Annotated in this window: 18 protein-coding genes; all 18 read left to right on the forward strand. The window is 70.5% G+C overall.

Annotation, left to right across the window (positions count from 1 at the left end):
* Positions 1–8: 8 nt before the first annotated feature.
* The 18 genes from ABZ898_RS04255 to ABZ898_RS04340 all read left to right on the forward strand — a co-directional run bounded on the left by ABZ898_RS04255 (position 9) and on the right by ABZ898_RS04340 (position 17,534).
* Positions 9–476 carry a DUF6238 family protein gene (locus ABZ898_RS04255; RefSeq protein ID WP_361652591.1) on the forward strand — a complete coding sequence of 156 codons (468 nt, stop codon included), beginning with the start codon at positions 9–11 and terminating at the stop codon, positions 474–476.
* Between the two features lie 28 nt (positions 477–504).
* The gene (locus ABZ898_RS04260; protein WP_361652593.1) at positions 505–2,010 is read left to right on the forward strand and encodes an ATP-binding protein; all 1,506 of its coding nucleotides are present in this window, start codon (positions 505–507) and stop codon (positions 2,008–2,010) included.
* Positions 2,011–2,043: 33 nt separating this feature from the next.
* Entirely contained in the window at positions 2,044–2,598 is a 555-nt protein-coding gene (locus ABZ898_RS04265) for a hypothetical protein (protein ID WP_361652595.1), read from the forward strand.
* 113 nt (positions 2,599–2,711) lie between these two features.
* Positions 2,712–3,584, forward strand: coding sequence for an HAD hydrolase-like protein (locus ABZ898_RS04270; protein WP_361652597.1), 873 nt, complete (start codon positions 2,712–2,714; stop codon positions 3,582–3,584).
* A 104-nt stretch (positions 3,585–3,688) separates the two neighbouring features.
* On the forward strand, positions 3,689–4,528 hold the full coding sequence (locus ABZ898_RS04275; protein WP_361652599.1) for a hypothetical protein: 840 nt from the start codon (positions 3,689–3,691) through the stop codon (positions 4,526–4,528).
* Between the two features lie 306 nt (positions 4,529–4,834).
* The gene (locus tag ABZ898_RS04280) at positions 4,835–5,527 is read left to right on the forward strand and encodes a hypothetical protein (RefSeq protein WP_361652601.1); all 693 of its coding nucleotides are present in this window, start codon (positions 4,835–4,837) and stop codon (positions 5,525–5,527) included.
* A 190-nt stretch (positions 5,528–5,717) separates the two neighbouring features.
* The gene (locus tag ABZ898_RS04285; RefSeq protein ID WP_361652603.1) at positions 5,718–6,419 is read left to right on the forward strand and encodes a hypothetical protein; all 702 of its coding nucleotides are present in this window, start codon (positions 5,718–5,720) and stop codon (positions 6,417–6,419) included.
* Between the two features lie 771 nt (positions 6,420–7,190).
* A complete protein-coding gene (locus ABZ898_RS04290; RefSeq protein ID WP_361652605.1) occupies positions 7,191–7,634 on the forward strand; it encodes a hypothetical protein in 444 nt (147 codons plus the stop codon).
* A gap of 872 nt (positions 7,635–8,506) precedes the next feature.
* Positions 8,507–9,004 (forward strand): hypothetical protein, encoded by a 498-nt coding sequence (locus ABZ898_RS04295; RefSeq protein ID WP_361653108.1) that lies wholly within the window; start codon positions 8,507–8,509, stop codon positions 9,002–9,004.
* A 539-nt stretch (positions 9,005–9,543) separates the two neighbouring features.
* Entirely contained in the window at positions 9,544–10,290 is a 747-nt protein-coding gene (locus ABZ898_RS04300) for a hypothetical protein (protein ID WP_361652607.1), read from the forward strand.
* 23 nt (positions 10,291–10,313) lie between these two features.
* Positions 10,314–10,772: a hypothetical protein gene (locus ABZ898_RS04305; RefSeq protein ID WP_361652609.1), complete on the forward strand. Its 459-nt coding sequence runs from the start codon at positions 10,314–10,316 to the stop codon at positions 10,770–10,772.
* Positions 10,773–11,074: 302 nt separating this feature from the next.
* Positions 11,075–11,293, forward strand: coding sequence for a hypothetical protein (locus ABZ898_RS04310; RefSeq protein WP_361653110.1), 219 nt, complete (start codon positions 11,075–11,077; stop codon positions 11,291–11,293).
* A gap of 238 nt (positions 11,294–11,531) precedes the next feature.
* On the forward strand, positions 11,532–12,620 hold the full coding sequence (locus ABZ898_RS04315; protein ID WP_361653112.1) for an AAA family ATPase: 1,089 nt from the start codon (positions 11,532–11,534) through the stop codon (positions 12,618–12,620).
* A complete protein-coding gene (locus tag ABZ898_RS04320) occupies positions 12,617–14,416 on the forward strand; it encodes a hypothetical protein (RefSeq protein ID WP_361652611.1) in 1,800 nt (599 codons plus the stop codon). Before ABZ898_RS04315 ends, ABZ898_RS04320 begins: the two co-directional genes overlap by 4 nt.
* Before the next feature lie 296 nt (positions 14,417–14,712).
* A complete protein-coding gene (locus ABZ898_RS04325; RefSeq protein WP_361652613.1) occupies positions 14,713–15,123 on the forward strand; it encodes a hypothetical protein in 411 nt (136 codons plus the stop codon).
* A 604-nt stretch (positions 15,124–15,727) separates the two neighbouring features.
* Positions 15,728–16,099 (forward strand): hypothetical protein, encoded by a 372-nt coding sequence (locus ABZ898_RS04330; RefSeq protein ID WP_361652615.1) that lies wholly within the window; start codon positions 15,728–15,730, stop codon positions 16,097–16,099.
* A 23-nt stretch (positions 16,100–16,122) separates the two neighbouring features.
* The gene (locus ABZ898_RS04335; RefSeq protein WP_361652617.1) at positions 16,123–16,881 is read left to right on the forward strand and encodes a hypothetical protein; all 759 of its coding nucleotides are present in this window, start codon (positions 16,123–16,125) and stop codon (positions 16,879–16,881) included.
* Positions 16,878–17,534 carry a hypothetical protein gene (locus tag ABZ898_RS04340; protein WP_361652618.1) on the forward strand — a complete coding sequence of 219 codons (657 nt, stop codon included), beginning with the start codon at positions 16,878–16,880 and terminating at the stop codon, positions 17,532–17,534. The genes ABZ898_RS04335 and ABZ898_RS04340 overlap by 4 nt, the downstream gene beginning before the upstream one ends.
* Positions 17,535–17,783: the final 249 nt, after the last annotated feature.

The raw sequence follows: 17,783 nt of genomic DNA on the forward strand, positions 1-17,783 counted from the left end.
GCCCCTCCGTGACCCCACCGCCTTCCGCTCCCGGCGACGCCCACCCCTACCTCCGCGCCGCCAGCGCCGGAGTCCGCCACCACGCCCGTGCCCTGGCCCCCACGGACACGAACCCGCCGCAGCCGGCCGACCGCCAGCACCTGGACGTGCTGCACGCCCACCTCACCGTCCTGCACCAGCTTCTGAACCAGATCGCCGACACCACCGGGCCTCCGCACCCCGCCGCCGGACGTCACCTGGCCACCGCTCACACCCGCCTCTGGCAGGCCGCCAGCGAAATCCACACCGCCTTCCACCTGCTGCCCGGCACCCTGTCGGCAGACGAGACCGGAACAAGCGGCTGCCGTCCGGAACGGCTGCCGGAGGGGCCGCCCGTGCTGACCATCTGCCACCGCCACCTCGCCGCCGGACACAGCATCCGCCGCAAGACCACCCCCACCGACCTCCGCGCGCACACCACGGCCTGCGTGCGATGAGCACCACCCGCAGAAACGAGGGCCACCGATGAGCCACCGGCCCGCCCGGCGCGCGTCCGCCACCCCGCTGTTCACCCCGCGCAGCACCGATCGCGCCTCCCGCAAGGCCGCCCGCCGTCAACTCGCCGCGGCGACCGCCAAGGCGAGAGCCGAAGCCAGGACCCACCGGGAGAAGGGCGCCGCCACCGAGCGCAAAACCCCCGCCCCGCTCTACCCGCCGAGCGGACGGCCAGGCACCGCCTCAGCCCGCAACAACCGGCTCACGCTGCCCGCCCACCGCATGACGACCGCCGTGGCCGCCACGGCGTACCCGTTCCTCGCCGAAGGCGGCTTCGGCGCCGACGGCCTCTACGTCGGAACCGACGTCCATGCCCAAGCCAGCTTCGTCTACGACCCATTCGCGCTGTACGGCCGCATCGAGGGATTCACCAACCCGAACCTTCTCCTGGCAGGGGTGATCGGCCAGGGCAAGAGCGCGCTCGCCAAGTCCATCGCCCTGCGCTCGGTCGCCTTCGGATACCGCGTCTACGTGCCCTGCGACCCGAAGGGCGAGTGGACGTCGGTCGCACGGGCGCTCGGCGGCACCACGGTGGCCCTCGGGCCCGGGTTGCCCGGCAGACTCAACCCCCTGGACGCGGCCCCACGCCCGGCCGGCATCTCCGAGACCGACTGGACCGGCGAGGTCCGCAAACGGAGGTTGCTCCTGCTGGGCTCCCTGGCCCGGACCGTCCTCGGCCGGGACCTGATGCCCATGGAGCACACCGCCCTGGACATCGCGTTGGACACCGTCGTCACCCGCGCCGCCGAGACCGGCCACACTCCGCTCCTGGGCGACATCGCCTCCACCCTGAACAATCCCCACACGCTCGACGAGGCAGCCGCGACGACGGCGGGACGAATAGCAGACGCGGCCCGCGACCTCGCCCACGCCATGCGCCGCCTCGTGCACGGTGATCTGGCCGGCCTGTTCGACGCCCCCTCCACCGTGGTCTTCGATCCAAGCGCACCGATGCTCAGCATCGACCTGTCCCGGCTCGGCGGCTCCGGCGACGACACCGCTCTCGTCCTCGCCATGACCTGTGCGTCCGCCTGGATGGAGTCCGCCCTTGCCGACCCCCACGGTGGCCGACGCTGGGTCATCTACGACGAGGCATGGCGCCTGATGCGCCACGTCGGTCTCCTCCAGCGCATGCAGGCCCAGTGGAAGCTCTCCCGCGGCCTCGGCATCGCCAACATGATGGTGATCCACCGACTGTCGGACCTGCTCACCGCCGGCGATGCCGGATCACAGGGCCGCGCCCTCGCCGAGGGCCTCCTCGCCGACTGCTCCACGCGCATCGTCTACCGCCAGGAGACCGACCAACTCCAGGCAGCAGCCTCGCTGCTCGGCCTCACTTCCATCGAGATGGATGCCATCGCCCACCTCAACCGAGGACGCGGCCTGTGGAAGGTCGCCGGACGATCCTTCATCGTCCAGCACCTCCTGCACCCACAGGAACTCGAGCTCTTCGACACCGACGCCCGAATGCATTGAGAACCAGCAGCTCCGTGCCGCCCAACTTCCAACATGACCTACCTACCGCGCGCCGAGGCCGACCACCTTCTCGCTGCGCTGAACGCGCTGAAGGCCAAACTCCACGCAGCCGCTCAGCAGTGGGAGCTGCTCGACGCGAACGGACACATACCGGACGCGCCCTCGTACACCGCGCTGCTCCAGCACGCCCTCGACGCGCAGGACCTGTCCCGCGAGGTTCTCGGGCTCGCGGCCGACTTCGCTCGGAGCCCACACCACACCTCCTCTGCCAGCAGCACGGTTCTGAGGCATCTCGGCACGGCGGCGACCATGTCGAGCCACGCAGCACTGCACTTCGCCGAGACCGCCGAGTGCGCCCTGGCCCTGCCCCGGTCCGCCGCCCCGACCGACCGGCGCTACCTCGCCAGCCGCATGGTCATCGACCACGCCTCAGCCCGCGCTTACCTGCGCCGCACCTCAGAGTCCCTGCGCGACGCGGCCAAGGAACTCGACAATCGCCTCGACTTCCAGGGCCTTCTCGCGACGCTGACCCGAAGGGGAGGCCCGCCAGCGCCTCCGCCACCCCAGCCGGGTGGTCGCCCCCGCTGACCACACCAGCCAAGAACTCCGCGCTACCAAGGAGCATTCTGAACCGCCCCGCTCACATCAGCGACGCCGACTGGGCCGACTACCAGCAGTGCCAAGCCGAACACGACGACCTCATGGCACAAGTCGCCGACCGCGAAGCCCGGATCGAACACGGCCTGGACTCCGCTGACGACGAGTACGACTTCGACTTCGGTACGGTGCCGAAGCCGGAAGCCGAACTCGCTCACCGAACGCCTCCGCGACACCGACCGGCGTCCCGCACCGGGCAGATTCACATCGTGTGGGACTGGAACGGCACCCTCAAGGACGATCGCGACGATCTCCTCGACGCCGTGAACCACACGCTGCGACGCCTCCGAGCCGCCCCCATCGACCTGCCGACCTACCGCGCCCAGCACATCCTGCCCGTCCGGACGTTCTACGACCGTCTCCTGAGCCGGTCACTCACCGACGAGGAATGGCGGTACGCACAGGCCGACTTCGCCGCCTTCCTCACCACCCGCCCACCGCGGCTGCGGCCTGGGACGGACCACCTCCTGGCGCGCGTTCGAGCCCTCGGACACAGTCAGTCCGTTCTGTCGCTCTACCCCCAGAAGCTGCTGCACGCGGAGGTGGAACGCCTGGACATCGCCACCTACTTCGCCCGGGTGGACGGACGCCGAGGCGGCGACGGGACCAAGGCCGGAGCCCTCCGCGCGCATCTAGCAGCACTGCACGTTCCACCGTCGGATGTCCTTCTCATCGGTGACACGGCCGACGACGGTCATGCCGCCCTGGCCAACGGCGTGCACGCGGTTCTTCATTCCGGCGGGATCGAGCCCGTAGAACGTTTGCGGTCTACCCAGCTGCCCGTCGTGGCCACGCTCACGGAGGCAGTGATCACCGGCGTCGACGGCGTCATAGGCCGCACAACACCAGAGCCGCGTTCGACGCTGGCCGCACCAAACCCGCCGCTTAGGCCCTTTCGCTCCAGGGGCACACCCTGACCCGCCCTGACGCTCACACCCCCGCTCCCGACAGGAACCCCCTGAACCACCCCACGCGCCCGGACAGCACTCCTGCGCTCGCTCCGCTGCCCAATCACCGTCACGTGAACACCCCCTGGTGGCAGGAAGCGTGGCGCAGATACGCCCACATCACCACGCCCCTGCGGCAGCGCGGACTGGAGTGCGACATCGCGGAGACGCTGGACGCGTACATCGTGCGCGTCACCCTCCCCGATGGCAGCCGACTGGTCATCGGCCCACCGCTGAAGACGGCCTCCGAACGTTCCTCGGGAGAACCGGAGGGTTGGATCGTGACCCGCCGCCGGGAGGTGATCTACGACTCGGCTCCCGCTGCCGATCCAGGAGCGCCCGTGCGGCCCGAAGCTCAGCACCGCGGCAGTACCACGCACCTCATCGCAGCGATCGACCGCCGCCTTATCGAGCTGGGGCTGCTGCCCGCCCGCTCCTCCTCCAGTCCCGGTGCGGGGCCGCTCCCCCCGCCTGCCCACACAGCCCTGGACCCGCAGTCCTCCGCACACCGCGCGGACCAGGAGGGCCAACCCGTCGCCTACACCTACGGCGACGCTCTCCTCGCGCTGACCGACCTGCTGAACGGAACCGAGTCGTATACGGACGCCGCGGCTCTGCTGCACCAGATCGCGGATCCCGTCAACGGCCTTCTGGAACGGCTCGGAGACTTCTTGGAAGCAGCCGGGGAGAAGGCAAAAGAAGCCGAGCAGGACGACGGCTTCGACCTGTCATACGACCTCGCCGACGCAGCGGCCGAAATCCGCGGGCTCGTAGAAGTCCTGGGCGTGGCCGAGGACCGGATGAGGGCTCTCAGCCCGATAGTGCAAATTCCACGGTCCCCCTCCACTCCCGCCCGCCCGGCGTCTCTCCCCCAGCCAGCGCTCCCTCCGACGCAGTTCCGGCATATGCGCTGACACCGCCGAACGTCCCCCGCGGCCAGGTGGGCGACACGGACCTGGAGAACCTGCTCCGTCCACTGCGGACGGTCACCGATGAACCCCATCGCCGCATACCCGGCCCCGTCCGCCCTCGCGTCGCCGAATCACAGCGTCTCAGGCCATCCAGCCAGGCCCCGGCGCCTGAGAACCCACCGCCGTCGCCACCACGCTCACCGCTCCACCCACTGAGGAGAATCCCAACTGACCGGCAACCCTGCCGCCTTCGCCGCCAGCCTCACGGCACGTCTGCCCGGCCCCTGGCTCCGGATACACCTGGGAACGGTGCTGCCCTTCGAGGACCAGTGGCCGATCGCCGACTGGCTCTGGGACTACGGGCCCGCCCACTCCGCCCTGCTCGACTGGGAGTTGCCCATTTCCCTCCTCGACGGCCCCGACGGACAGCAACTCTGCGTGATGCCCCGCCCGCGCCACGCCCGCCAGTACCTGGTGGCACCCCTCGAACCGAGGGGCTTCCAGCTCCACCAGACCTCCGACGTGCTCGCACCGAACGGGATCGCGGTCCCGGACGATCCCGCCCGAGCCGCCGCTGCTGTGGCCCGCCGCGTCCTACCTCGCTACGCCCACGCGCTCGACCAGGTTCGCCGCAACGCCGCCGACAACCCAGAAACATCCATCAGGGCCGAGACCGTCGAGGCCACCCCGCCGCTCACGCTCGTCTCGTATCCGGACGGCGTGGTCGGTGCCCCCGAACCGGACGTACCAGCCGAGGCCCGCTCCGTACTGCTCGCCGCTTCCTTCCTGTACAGCCCACTGGACAACGCGTTCGTCCTGCCGGCCACCTACAGCAGCGCCCAGCGGGCCCTTCTTCTCCAGCGCGTGATCCGCAGCCTGAACGACCAGGGCATCGGCGTCACCTTCCGCCACGCCACACAGGCCCACAAGCTCACGTCGCCACCCACAGCCGCCGCACTGCCCCGCCCAACTCCCGCGAGCCGTCCCTCCCGTGCACGGTAACTCCGCGCCGCCCGATGCTTCCGAGCGTCCCCCGGAGCTGTCCGCTGCCACCTCGGGCAACGATCACGCACCCGATCCCGAACCAACCAGTCCATCGCTGCCAGCAGATCAGGACCCCGTGCCCGTTCGTCTCCTCATCGTCGAATCTGTGCCGACCAGGCCATACCTAAGCGCGTCCGAGCGCCCCTGGATGAACCCCTACGACCACTTCACCTTCACCCGGCGGACCACAGAACGGATCGTCGAGGACCTCAACAACGACGCCTGCGGTCTGACCGCTCTGTGGGATGGGGACGTGCTCGTCTTCACCGCCACCGAAGACTTCAACGGCGACGCATTCATGGAGACTGTCCAGCCGGACGCGCTCGGCCGGTACACCTTCGAGGGCCACTGGCCCTGGGCTGAGTGGAGCGAGGGCCTCGACCAGAACGAGGAACACCGCGCCTACGCGCACGGTGCACTTCGGACTGATGCAGCTCCCGATCCCTCGTACTCCGACGCCGTCCGCGCCGCGTGGCGCCGCGGACGCGACGAGGCCGGAGAACTGCGCCAGACCGCGCCCCCTCCACGTCCGAATTCCTATGTGCCGCTGGGTACCTTCACCGTCGCCCAGGACGCCGCCGTGCACATGACCCTGCACGCCAGAGACCTCGACCACGCCTACGCCCAGGTCGCCGACCTCGCGTCGGCCGAAGTCAGCGCCAGTGTGCCTCTTGGCAACGGCGTCCGGTTGACCCACATCACCTGCGGCGACGTCAACGACGCCGACATCAGCGCCTCCGAAAGGCCCGATCCGGTAGCGCCCGCTGTCCCGCGGTCCAGGACGCCCGGACCAGCTGCGCTTGCTCCTACGGCTGATCTTCCACGCCCGGGAAGGGGACGCGCACGGTGAACAGCCCGCCTCTCGACGACTTCGCCCAGAGACGCCTGGTTCTGTGGCACCGTCGATGTCAAGAAGCTGCTGACCGCCTCGCGTCCTCCGACGAGGAGGCCGCCGGTGAGCCTTTGACATCCGCTCTCGACCAACTCACCGCTGTTCACAACCTGGCAGCCGGCCTCGTCTCCGACCTGCGGCAATCCGCCGGCACCGGCTTCGGCACCAGCCGCGTCGGCCGGAAATACATGGCCCAAGCGGGCAGGGCCCTCGCACACGTTGGCACCGCGCTCGGGCACCTGAGTACTTCGGCGCACAGGCTGGCCGACCTCCCCGGACAACCGCAGAGCACCGCCGGTGCCTCCGCAGGAGCGGAAGCCAGACTGCAGGTCCAGCTCGCCCGTGAGGCCGCCGAGCGAAGCCTGCGCCGCGCGGCCCAGGCCGTCACACCGGCCGCAGACTCCCGTCCGAGTGAACACACACGCGCAGAGCGGCCCAGCGCTCAGCCCACCCGACGCCGTCCCTGACCAGCCACGGCCCGAAGGCCAGCGCCGCCCCGTGCACTATCGCCCGCACCGACGCTCGCCCCCGCGCGACACGCACCGTCGGCCACCCTGCACCTACTGAACCCTCGTTCTGGAGACCAGTCTGTCCACGCGTTCATTCATTGCCCGTCCCAGCAGCTCGGGCTACACCGGAATCTACGTCCAGCATGACGGGGTTCCCAGCCACCACCTACCGCTCCTGCTGGCCGCCTACCAGTTCCGGTTCGGGCACGACCTGGAAACCATGTCCCGCCACCTCATCGACGATGTCGCGGTGGGCTGGGACGAGCTGGGCACCGACCTCCTGGACAAGGCCCCGCGCGAGGTTATGGCCGCGCTGACCGGAGGCGAGCAGTGGCCCAGCCGCACGCTCGACGACTTGATCACACCGGACGGCTCCCCGCCTGTGCGCATGACGGTCACCGCCGACACCGTCGAATCGGCAGACGTGCAGTGGGGCTACGTCCTGCACGAGGAGGGCATCGAGGTGATCAGCCTTCTGAACGCGGACACCGGTCCGATCGTGGGGTGGGCCACCGACGCACGAACCGCCTTCAACGACCACCCCGCTGCCTGGAACCCCCTCGCCCCTGCACCGGTCCTGGGGCCCGCACGCCGTACGCCGCCCCGCACGACCCCAGCCACTCCGCCCGCCCGCGCGGACCGACCCTCTGTCTCGCGCCACTGATCAGCACCAACGCAACCACCTGGAGACCAACTACTTGGATTCCCACACCCAGTTCGCCTTCGGCACCCACCGCGACCACGGCCTGGTCGCGGGCTTCACACACCGCATACCCGCCCACCTGGGCGACTGGTTCCTGAAGCGTCTGCAGTTCGAGCCCGTCACTGGCGAGCAGGGCCTGTACCGGCTCACCGAGCCCGACCGAGACGGACTGCGTCGCACCCACCAGGCGGCACAGGCCTTGCGTACCCAGGGGTACGCCGTCTACCTCGATGCAAACATCGCTCCGGCCACCCCTGCCGAAGGAGACCCCACACGTTCCCTGGTGCCGGCGGAACGGCGCGGACGAATCGCACAGCTCGCCGGAGTCAGGCCCCACTCGCCGAGGCCGGCACCGGCCCCCGAGCCCCCGTTGGGGCGGGCCGTCCCGGTGCCCGCAACCCGCGCGACCGAGGCCGTCACAAGGAGGGCCCGATGACTCCCGGCGCGGTTGTCCGCATCGCCCGCGGACCCGGGGGCGAAGTCGAAGCCGAGGGCGCATCCGAACCCTTCGTCAAAGCCATCCTGCTCCGGGCCGGGTTCCTCATCCACCCAGCCCTGCGGGGCGAGTGGGTCAGGCTCCCCTTCGACATGGGACGCAACTGGGAAAACGCCCACGCCACCTGGGCTGCCCAGATGCTGACCGCCGCTCGCTACCCGGTGGACCTCGACGAGGACCTTCGCCTTCGTGAGCCCGTACAGCCCACTCGACCAGCATCCTCGCCGAAACCTTCCCCGCCAGGCCGAGGACCGCACTGACCCGGCCACCAGAGTCCAGTTCCGATACCCGCCCGAGGGCCGAGTGCCCCCATCGAGATCTTGCAGGAGAACGACCTATCACCGTCCGTACGCAATGGACCATCACGCATGCCTGCGGCCACGAGGACATCCGTGACCTATCCGACCGACCCGCCGACCGGCGGGCGAGCTTCGCCCGCTGGCTAGCCGACCGGGACTGCACCGACTGCTGGAAGGCCACCAGCAACACCGACACCACATCCCGGAAGGAATGGCTCGCTACCAAGCGCGCCGAGGAACAGCGAGCCGCAGCCGAATGGGCCGCGCAGTTCGACATGCCCCCGCTCGAAGGACCCGACAAGGCACTCGCCTGGGGCGAACGCTCCCGTCACCAACTCATGACCGCTGCCCACACCGCGCTCGTCATCGAGGGGACCTGGGACGAAGGCGACTGGGCGGAACTGGAAGAGAAGGCACGCTCGATCACCCGCGCCGGCTGGTGGATCGACCAGCGCGACGCGGAAGGCACCGACTTGGTTGAACTCCTCGACGCCGCCAACGAGGACGAGCGCGGTACCGAAAACCCCTTCCGCTGATCCTCGAGCACTGAGCAGGACATAAACGCCCCCACCACTCGTATGGCCGTACGCCCTTCCGGACCGCAGGACGGGGCAGTCCCGCCAGCCAGTCGCCCACGACGGTTCTGCACCGTGCGACAGGGCTCTGACACCGGCCCCAGCGAGGAGCCGACACGGCAGACCACCGCCATGTGAAGCACCTCAGCCTCATCGCCGCCGACCTGGACGCCCACGCGATCAGGCTGCAGGCGATACGCAACGACCTGGCCGACCTCCACACCGTCCACCCCAATAGGGCCCAGGCAGCGGTGGGAAGGCCACGGCCTCGACACGGATGAACGCCGCTCGGGCCTCTTCGCCGTCGGCCGGGAAGCAGGCACTCCCGGCCGTGCTCCCGACGGAGCCGTCCGCGCGCACCGCGCCGCCGCCCCCGCGCCCCCCGTCCGCCCCCGGTCGCTGACCGCCCGCCGCCATGGAGTCCCACGCGCACCGCACCGGCAGAAGCGAACCCCTCCTCGCCTCCCTCTGCGACCTCGCCCACCCTGGACGGACCTGCCATGCCCAGCCACTACGACGTGCTGCCCGACCTCGCCTTCGGCCACCACCCCGACCACGGCATCGTCGCCGCCAACCCGAAGAACCTCGCGACCAGTTCCTGGATGCTGGAGAGGCTCGACTTCCGGCCCGTCCCGGAACAGCCGACCTTGTACACGCTCGGCGATCAGCACCAGGACGGGGCCGGTCGCACTGCGCGGGCCGTCGCCCTCCTGCGCCGGATCGGCTACCAAGTGGAGGTCGACGCCACGCTCGATCCCGCGCTGAACACCGGCCCGGATCGGTTCAAGCGCCTGCGCTCCGGCGGCGCCCCGGACATCGCGTTCGCTGAGTACCCTCACCTCGGTGTGGTCGCGGCCACCGACGAGCACGCCTTTGGCTTCGGCTCCCTCATCCTGGAGGAGCACGGCTGGCGGCTGGACCCGAGCCTGGACATCTACACGCTGCCGGCCACCACCAACCGCAGTGAGGCACTGGCCAAGATGGCAAGGGCCACCGCGACGATGCACCTGTCGGATGTCCGCGTGGCTGTGCACCCAGGTCTGGCTCAGGACGTGCTCGCGCGTAGCGGCGCCCCCTACGACGCGAACCAGATCCGCGCCGCCCAGCCGCCTTCGACCAGCGCTGCCGCCCTTGCCACCAGCCCGGCCCGCACCGGCCTTCCAGGCAACGCTCCGGCCCCCGCGCCCGTCGAGCCCGCGGCGATCCCGCCGGTCGACCCCCGCATCGCCTTCTCCCGCCCCCGATGACCCGCCCGAAAGGGACGCATCCCATGACACAGCACGCGCCCGACGTGGCCTTCGGCCTCCACCCCGACCTCGGCGTCATGGCCATCGTCAACGACGCTGACGCCGCCCACTACTTGACTCAGGTGCTGGACGAACACGGCTTCGACTACCAGGAACAACTCGACGTCTCCGTGCTTCCGCGCGGCACCCCGCACAGCGTGGCCGTTCGCGTGGTGGAGAACATGGCGTGGGAGCTGCACTGTTCCGGCTGGACGGTGGCAGTCGACGCGACCATCTCCCTGCCCACAGTGGTCGCACCCCACGGACTTTCGGCCGCTGCGCCGACACGCACCGCACTGCCCGGTGGCCCGCCCGAGGAGCGCGCTCGGGTCCGCGCGGCGACGGCAGCCTCCCCACAGTTCCCCACAACCGCGCCGTCCGATCCCCCACCCCCAGCACCTCCCTCCACAGCGCCCCCGCGAGGCGCGGGTCCTACCCGCTGATTTTCGGCATCACCTGCCTCCGGCTTCTCCTGTCCTCATTGACCCAACTCCCACAAGGAAAAGCTCCATGGCCGTTGTTGGTACACCCGGCTATCGGAACGTGCGGAAAGGCGAGTCAGGTAGCTGCGGGGCGTGAGGCCCGCCTTGAAGCATGTCGGCCGTCATTGGCCAGTGTTCGTGGTCCAGCCACGCACCATTGCTGTGCTGGAAGCTCCGGGGCCGCCTCGCCTTCGCCTAACACCCCACCGCTTCCCGCCACCACCGATCGGAGATCCGCCTTGCCCGAAGCACCAGAGCCGTTCATGGCGATCCGGCACGCCATCACCGGCGAGATCACCACCACCGGCTACAACGTCGCCGCCCGGCGGATCCTGCTCCAGGACGGCTTTGAAGAGACGCCCGTCTGCGCCTGCCGAGCGGAACCCGGTACGGAGCGGACGCTCGGGCCTGCTAGGCAGCCAGCCAGCTTCACGTCGCCGGCCACCTCCTGCCCCTGGACCGAGCCCTCGGTCGGCCGGTGAGCGCCGGCAGCAGACCACGGTTGGCCCGGTCGCCGATGTCGGCACAGTCCGCTCCGAGAGCGGCCAGCCTCTCCAGCGCATCGCCAACCCTGCCCGCGCCCGCACCTGTTGAAGGAGTTACGTTGTGACCACACCCGCACCGCCCGCCAGTCCAGCGCGCACCAAGGGCGGTGAACTACGGGCCAAGGTCGCGCGCTTGCTGGCCGACCGGCCGGCAGACGCACTCACTATCGGGGACATGGCCCGGCAGCTGGGCCACTCCCACGGCGCCGTCCGCAACGCCGCCCTCACCCTGGTGCGACGCGGCGAGGCCGACCAAAGCGGCAGCGGGCAACCGTCGTTCCGCGCGAACGCGAAGACCGCCGCCGCGCAGACCGCTGTGATCAGCCCACCGGGCACCCACTCTCCCCGCGCCCAGGCGGCCACGGCCCGCACAACCATTCCCGCAGCAGCCACGCCCCGGCAGACCGGCCCGATCCGCCGCGCCGGGGGCCAGGTCTACCACCCCCGGGAGCTGGCCGATCTGCCCGACGTCGAGGCGTTGAATCGCTTGCGCGACGCCGACGTGCCGGTGCTGCTCTACGGCCCTCCGGGCACCGGCAAAACGAGTCTGGTCGAGGCGGCGTTCCCGGACCTGCTCACCGTCGCCGGTGACGGCGACACCACGGTCGGCGACCTGATCGGCGAGTACACGCAGGCCGACGGTGGAGGTTACGTGTTCCAGTACGGTCCGCTGGTCACCGCGATGACCGAGGGCCGCGCCCTGCTGATCGACGATGCCACCTTGATCTCACCGAAGGTGTTGGCGGCGCTGTATCCCGCGATGGACGGGCGCAGGCAGATCCAGGTCAAGGCCCACAAGGGCGAGACCATCACGGCCGAGCCGGGCTTCTACGTGGTGGCGGGCCACAATCCCGGCGTCCACGGGGCGGTGTTGACGGAGGCGCTGTCGTCCCGGTTCAGCGTGCAGATCCAGATCGGAACGGACTATGACCTCGCCAAGGCGCTGAGGATCGATGCCCGGGTGGTCCGGGTCGCCCGACACCTCTCCCGCCAGGTCGACCTCGGCGAGCTGGGCTGGGCCCCCCAACTGCGGGAACTGCTCAGCTACCAGAAGACCGAGGCCGTCCTCGGCACTCAAGCCGCGCTCGCGAACCTGGTCGGCATCGCTCCTGTGGAGGATCGCGACGCCGTCGCCGCCGCCGTCATCAAGGCTGTCGGCGTCAAGCAGGTCGCGCCCCTCACCCTCGGCAAGCAGCTCCCCGCCTCGGCCGCCCGGCAGCCCCCGGGCAGCACCGGCTCCGCGCACCGGGGCCGCTCGCGATGAGCGTCCACCACCACGTGCAGTCCCCCGCCACCACGCCGGATGACGACGCCGGCCTCGCGCGCTGGGACGACGACGGCGCCCCGCCCGCGCAGCCCCGTTCCTCTCCGGCCGCGTGGCTGCGCGTGGGAGCCGAACTCGGCGATCGGCTGGTCGAACTCTCCGGCCGCCAGGACCTCCTCGTCACCTGCCGCCCCGGCACGCGCAGCGGCGCACCAGCCGCCTATTTCCCCGACCTGGGCGAGGTCGAGTTCGACGCCCGCCTGTTCGCCCCGCTGAAGCCCCACGAGATCCATCCGCGGATCGTGGGCGACGAGGACCGGTATCCCGCCGCCTGGGGAGTGTTCGTCCACGAGGCCGCGCACGCGGCCCACTCCGTCTGGACGGAGCCTGCCGGAGCGAGCCCCCGTGTCGTTGAGGCCGCGCTCCTGCTGGAGGAGAGCCGTGTCGAGGGCGCTCACCTGATCACGCGGCCCACGGACCGCACGTACCTGCGCACCAGTGCCCGGACCCTGGTCATGCCCGACATCGCGCACCCCAGCCTCCAGGGCATCGAGCACGCCGCAGCCGTGGCGGCCCTGGTCCTCGGCCGCCGTGACGTCGGCATCCTGGACGCCGGCGAGACCCAGGCCGTCGCCGATCTGTGCGAACAGGTGCTGGGCGCAGACCTGCTGGCCACCCTCACCCGCATCTGGACCGCAGCCCACCAGTGCGCCGACCACGACGCCACGGCCATGCTCGCGCACGCTCAAGAGTGGTGCGACGCCCTGGACATCGCGACCCCTGCCCTGCCCGTGCCGGAGAACCTCGCCGACCTGCTGTCCGGCGCCGTGGGAGTCGTCATGGACAGCGCGGCAGCCACCGACGCCGCCGACCTCGCGGCACAGGACGCAGCGGCCAACGCCCTGGCTGCGCAGTCCAAGGCGCAGGCTCAGGACCGCGCCCAGCGGGCCGGCCAGCGGCGCAAAGCCGCCGCCACCGCCAAGAGCGTCTTCAACACCCGCGGTACCACCGTCAACCCCGACGGCACACCGGCGCCCTACAGCAACCCGGTCACCGGCACCCGCAGGCCCACCGCCGCCGAGCAGAGTGCCGCCGCGCGCCTGAGCCGCGCCCTGCGTGCCGCCGCCTACCGCGAGCGGACCGAGGAGCGGACCACCAGCCCCACCCCGCCCGGCCGCCTCAACATGGGCCGTGCCCTCGCCCGCGACGCCCAGCGCGCCGCCGGATCGATACCGACTGCAGAGCCGTTCACCCAGACCCGCCGCCGGAACTCCCCCACCCCACCGCTGCGCGTGGGGATCGCCGTCGACGTCTCCGGCTCCATGCGTGCCGCCTGCGCGCCCGTCGCGTCCGCCGCCTGGATCGTGGCACGCGCAGCAGCCCTGACCGACCCCGACTCCCGCACCGCCACCATCGCCTACGACCAGCACCTGACCGCGCTGACCCGACCCACCAACCGAGCACCAGAGCGCGTGACCAAGTTCGATGCCAACGGCGGCAGCCACAACCTCGGCGACGCCATCGACGCACTCGACCACGGCCTCGAACTCAGCCGCCCCGGCGCCGGCCGCCTCCTCGTGATCGTCACCGACGCCCGGTACCGCAGCGACGAAACCGCTCAAGCCGTCACCCGCGTCAAGCAGCTCACGACCGCCGGCTGCGCCGTACTCCAGCTCACCCTCACCCAGAACTCCCTGCACCTGCCGGGGACCACCCTGCTCCACCTGCCCCGGCCCTCCAGCGCCCCCGCCGCCATCGCCACGGCGGCCACAGACGCCATCCGCAGGACACGCTGAGACGACGCAGAAGGCAGAAGGCAGGAACAACCACGTGGCAGTTGCGGTAGAGCGGGATGTTCCAACGTTCGGAATGCCCGGTGCCGGCACCGCTCTTGCCAGGTCCCAGCAGCACCCGCCGGTGCCCGCACCCCGGCGGTGCGGACGGTCCCGTCCCGCTCGGCAGACATGTCATGGCGTCGGCCCCTCCGCCGCGCAGAAGCTTCGGAGCGTAGGCGGTGATCGCCGGTTAGCCAAACCGTCGATTCTCCGGACCATTGTTCCTCCCACCACCCCACTCACGTGGAAGGACTTGCATGCCGTTGCCCCCGGCTACTCCGGCCGATCCGCTCACCGTTGATCGGGATATCACGCACGCCCACTTCCGGGCTGGCGACTCCGTCATCGTCCTTAAGGGCGTAGCTGGCGGAGAACTCTGGGGGGACGCCGTGCGCGTGGTCGCACCGTCCTGGCACACCCCGACCGGCGAAGACGGGTGGCGGGTACGTGATGCGACCGGCGGCGCCCAGTCCTACGTCACCGCCCATCCCCGCTACCTGGTCCACCTCTCACGTCAATGCCCGGACTGCCTGATCCACGTCCGGGCCATGGAGGATCTTCTTCTGCCAAAGCACGCCGACAGCGACGAGCTGATCGACTTCGGCTGGTACACCACCACGACTCTCAACCAGCTGGTCCACGTGGCGGACGCACGGCGTGGCCGGTGATCACCCGCCTTCACGAACGGGCCCTTATCCCGCATAGCCCGCTTCAAGAAGCGGTGGGCCGTCCGGTGTCCTGGGAGGAAGGGCTGACCGAGTGCACGGTCGTCGCTTACTGGCCGGGCCTCGACTCATACGTCCTGGACGCCGAGCACCAGAGGTGGACTTCTGCCCCAGGGGGCCGAACACCTCGAAGACCTCTCCCGTCCCGCCAGTCGCCGTTCGCTGCCGACCGGGCTGGTGATAGGCCCTCCGCGCACCGATCGCAGTAGGAGAAACGTCCCTGTCTCGCTCTTCCCGCTTCCTGACCATCCGCCGCGCCCCGCATTCCGGCGAAGTCCTCGCCCGCGGTGGTGACCCCGAAGCGCACGGCATCCTTCAGCGCGCGGGCTTCGTCGACGTCCACCGTCTCCACGAGTCCTATCACCGCGCCCCCTCCGGTCTCACCACAGCGGAGGAGGCGTACCTCGCGAAGGATGCCGTCGGCCGCCTGCGCGCCGTCGGCTACCAGGTCGACTGCGACGAGAACTTCGACACCGATGCCCGACCCCCGCAGTACCCGTCGCTGGGTGCGTCCGTCGCTCGCTACGCCGAGGGGATCCGCGCAGCCGTGACGACGGAGGACGCAGGAGACGCTCTCACCGAAGTCACCGCCGCCCACGACGGCGTCCTCGCCGCCCTGGATGAAGTCCTGCGTGCCACGGCCGAGTTCTATGACGGCCTGAGCGATACCGCCGCCGACCCGTGTACCGCACGGCGGCTGCGCTATCTCGCCGACGAGCACCTCCGCGTCATCCGTAATGACCTCTCCCGCACCCGGAACGATCTCGCCGACCGGCACGCTGAGCACCCCGGTCGCAGCATCTGCACCGAAGAGGTGCCCGTCACCGAGCGCGAGCGTTCCGCCGTGTGCGCCTGCCCGCCCAGGCCACGCACGCCGCCGGTCCCGCCGCCTCCACTGGCCGCCGGTCTGCGCCGCTGACCTCCACCTCGCCGAAGGACCCCATGCACGACCAAGCCGCTTCCGAGCGCCTCGCCTCCTACGCCGACGTTCTCGCCGGCGAACTGCCCGACACCTGGACCTGCTCCCACCTGGCGGCCGACGCCGGGGACGATCTCGCCGAATTCGCCGACCGCATCTGGGACCTGGACCTGGTCGCCGCCTGCCTGGCCCAGCATCCCCTCCAGCAGGCCGCTGTCCTGAGCCGACCGGACGGCGCACAGCTCGTTCTGCTGGACCGCCGCGACGGCCGCGACGGCTATCTCATCGCTGCAATCGCCCCGGACACCCTGCCCGACGAGGCGTACCGCACCGTCTCCGAGCCCAACGGCATCGCTCTGTCCGACGATCCCTTCCTGAGCGCCGAGCAGGTCACCAGCGACCTGCTCACCCGCTACGACAGCGCCCTCACCCAGGTCCGCCACAACGCCCTGGAGCGCATACAGCCCTCAGGGCCCGACCGGGTGATCCTGACGTGGCAACGGGACGGCAGCATCGCCACCGTCACCGGCGACGCCCATGTCAGCGCGGTCCTCGTGGCCCACGGCTTCGCCCACGACTCGCACAGCGGCATCCACCGCCTCCCTGGCGACGACACTCAGGCTCAGGCCCGCTCCCTGCGCGAAATCAGCCCGGACCTCGACGCGCTCGGCCTGGGCACCGCTCTCCAGCATCCCGCTGGCCGCACCGCGCCCACCGCCGCGCCCGCATCCGTGCCGCCCGTTCCAGCCGGTCTCCGCACGGCGGCCACTCAGTCCCGGTGAAGCAGGCGGAGCCCGATTTCCGGGTGCTGGAGTACGTCACCATCACCAAGGACCCGCGCACCGACCTGGTCGTCGCCATCGGCGGCACCGAAAAGAGCGCGGCTATCCTCCAGCGAACCGGCGGCTTCCTCTCCGCTCCCGGCCCACGCGGGGACTATCACCGCCTCCCGCACGGCCTACCCATCGAGCAACAGCGCGTCAAGGCGACCGCGGCCTCGCACGCCCTGCTCGCCGCCGGACACAGCGTCCACCTCGACCCCGCCTTGAACATGCTGGCGGTTCCGCCGGACGGCGAACGTGAGGCCGCCTTGCGTTACCTCGCGGATCTAGCTGGGCGGGCCACCGTCGCCACCACCAGCAGCGAGGTGGCGGAGGTCCTTACCGAGGTCGCTGCTCCCGTAGACGGCCTACTGCCTCTGGCCAGAGAGGTCATCGTCCGCTCCTGGATCACCGCCGGCGAACTCCAGGGGCCCACGCCTTCCGAGGACCTCGATCCGATCGGTCGGCTCGGAGACACCGCCGACTCCCTAACTGCGGCGACCCATGCCATCCTCCGCGCCCGTAACCACGCCGCGAGCCAGGCGCCGCAGCCGGCACCTACCTCGCCGCTGCCAAACTGTGCCCCCGCGGCGAGCCGCCGACGCCGACGTTGACCCCCGGCGGCCTGTAGCCAACCTCGTCGACGCCCATACACCGAAGCCAGCGCCGACTACCGAACCCCATAAGACGGCCGAGCGGTCTTGGCACCGCGCCGGGACCGCTCCGCCGAGCCATTCGAGATCCGGAGAAATCCGTAGCCATCCGCACACCCCCGCCGATCAGCAACAGGCTCAAGCCCCGCCTCGCCACGGCCCTCTTCCGCCGCTACCTACGCGCCTGCATCCCGACCGGTCCCGACGACA

The organism is Streptomyces sp. NPDC046860, from assembly GCF_040645115.1.
GTDB lineage: Bacteria > Actinomycetota > Actinomycetes > Streptomycetales > Streptomycetaceae > Streptomyces.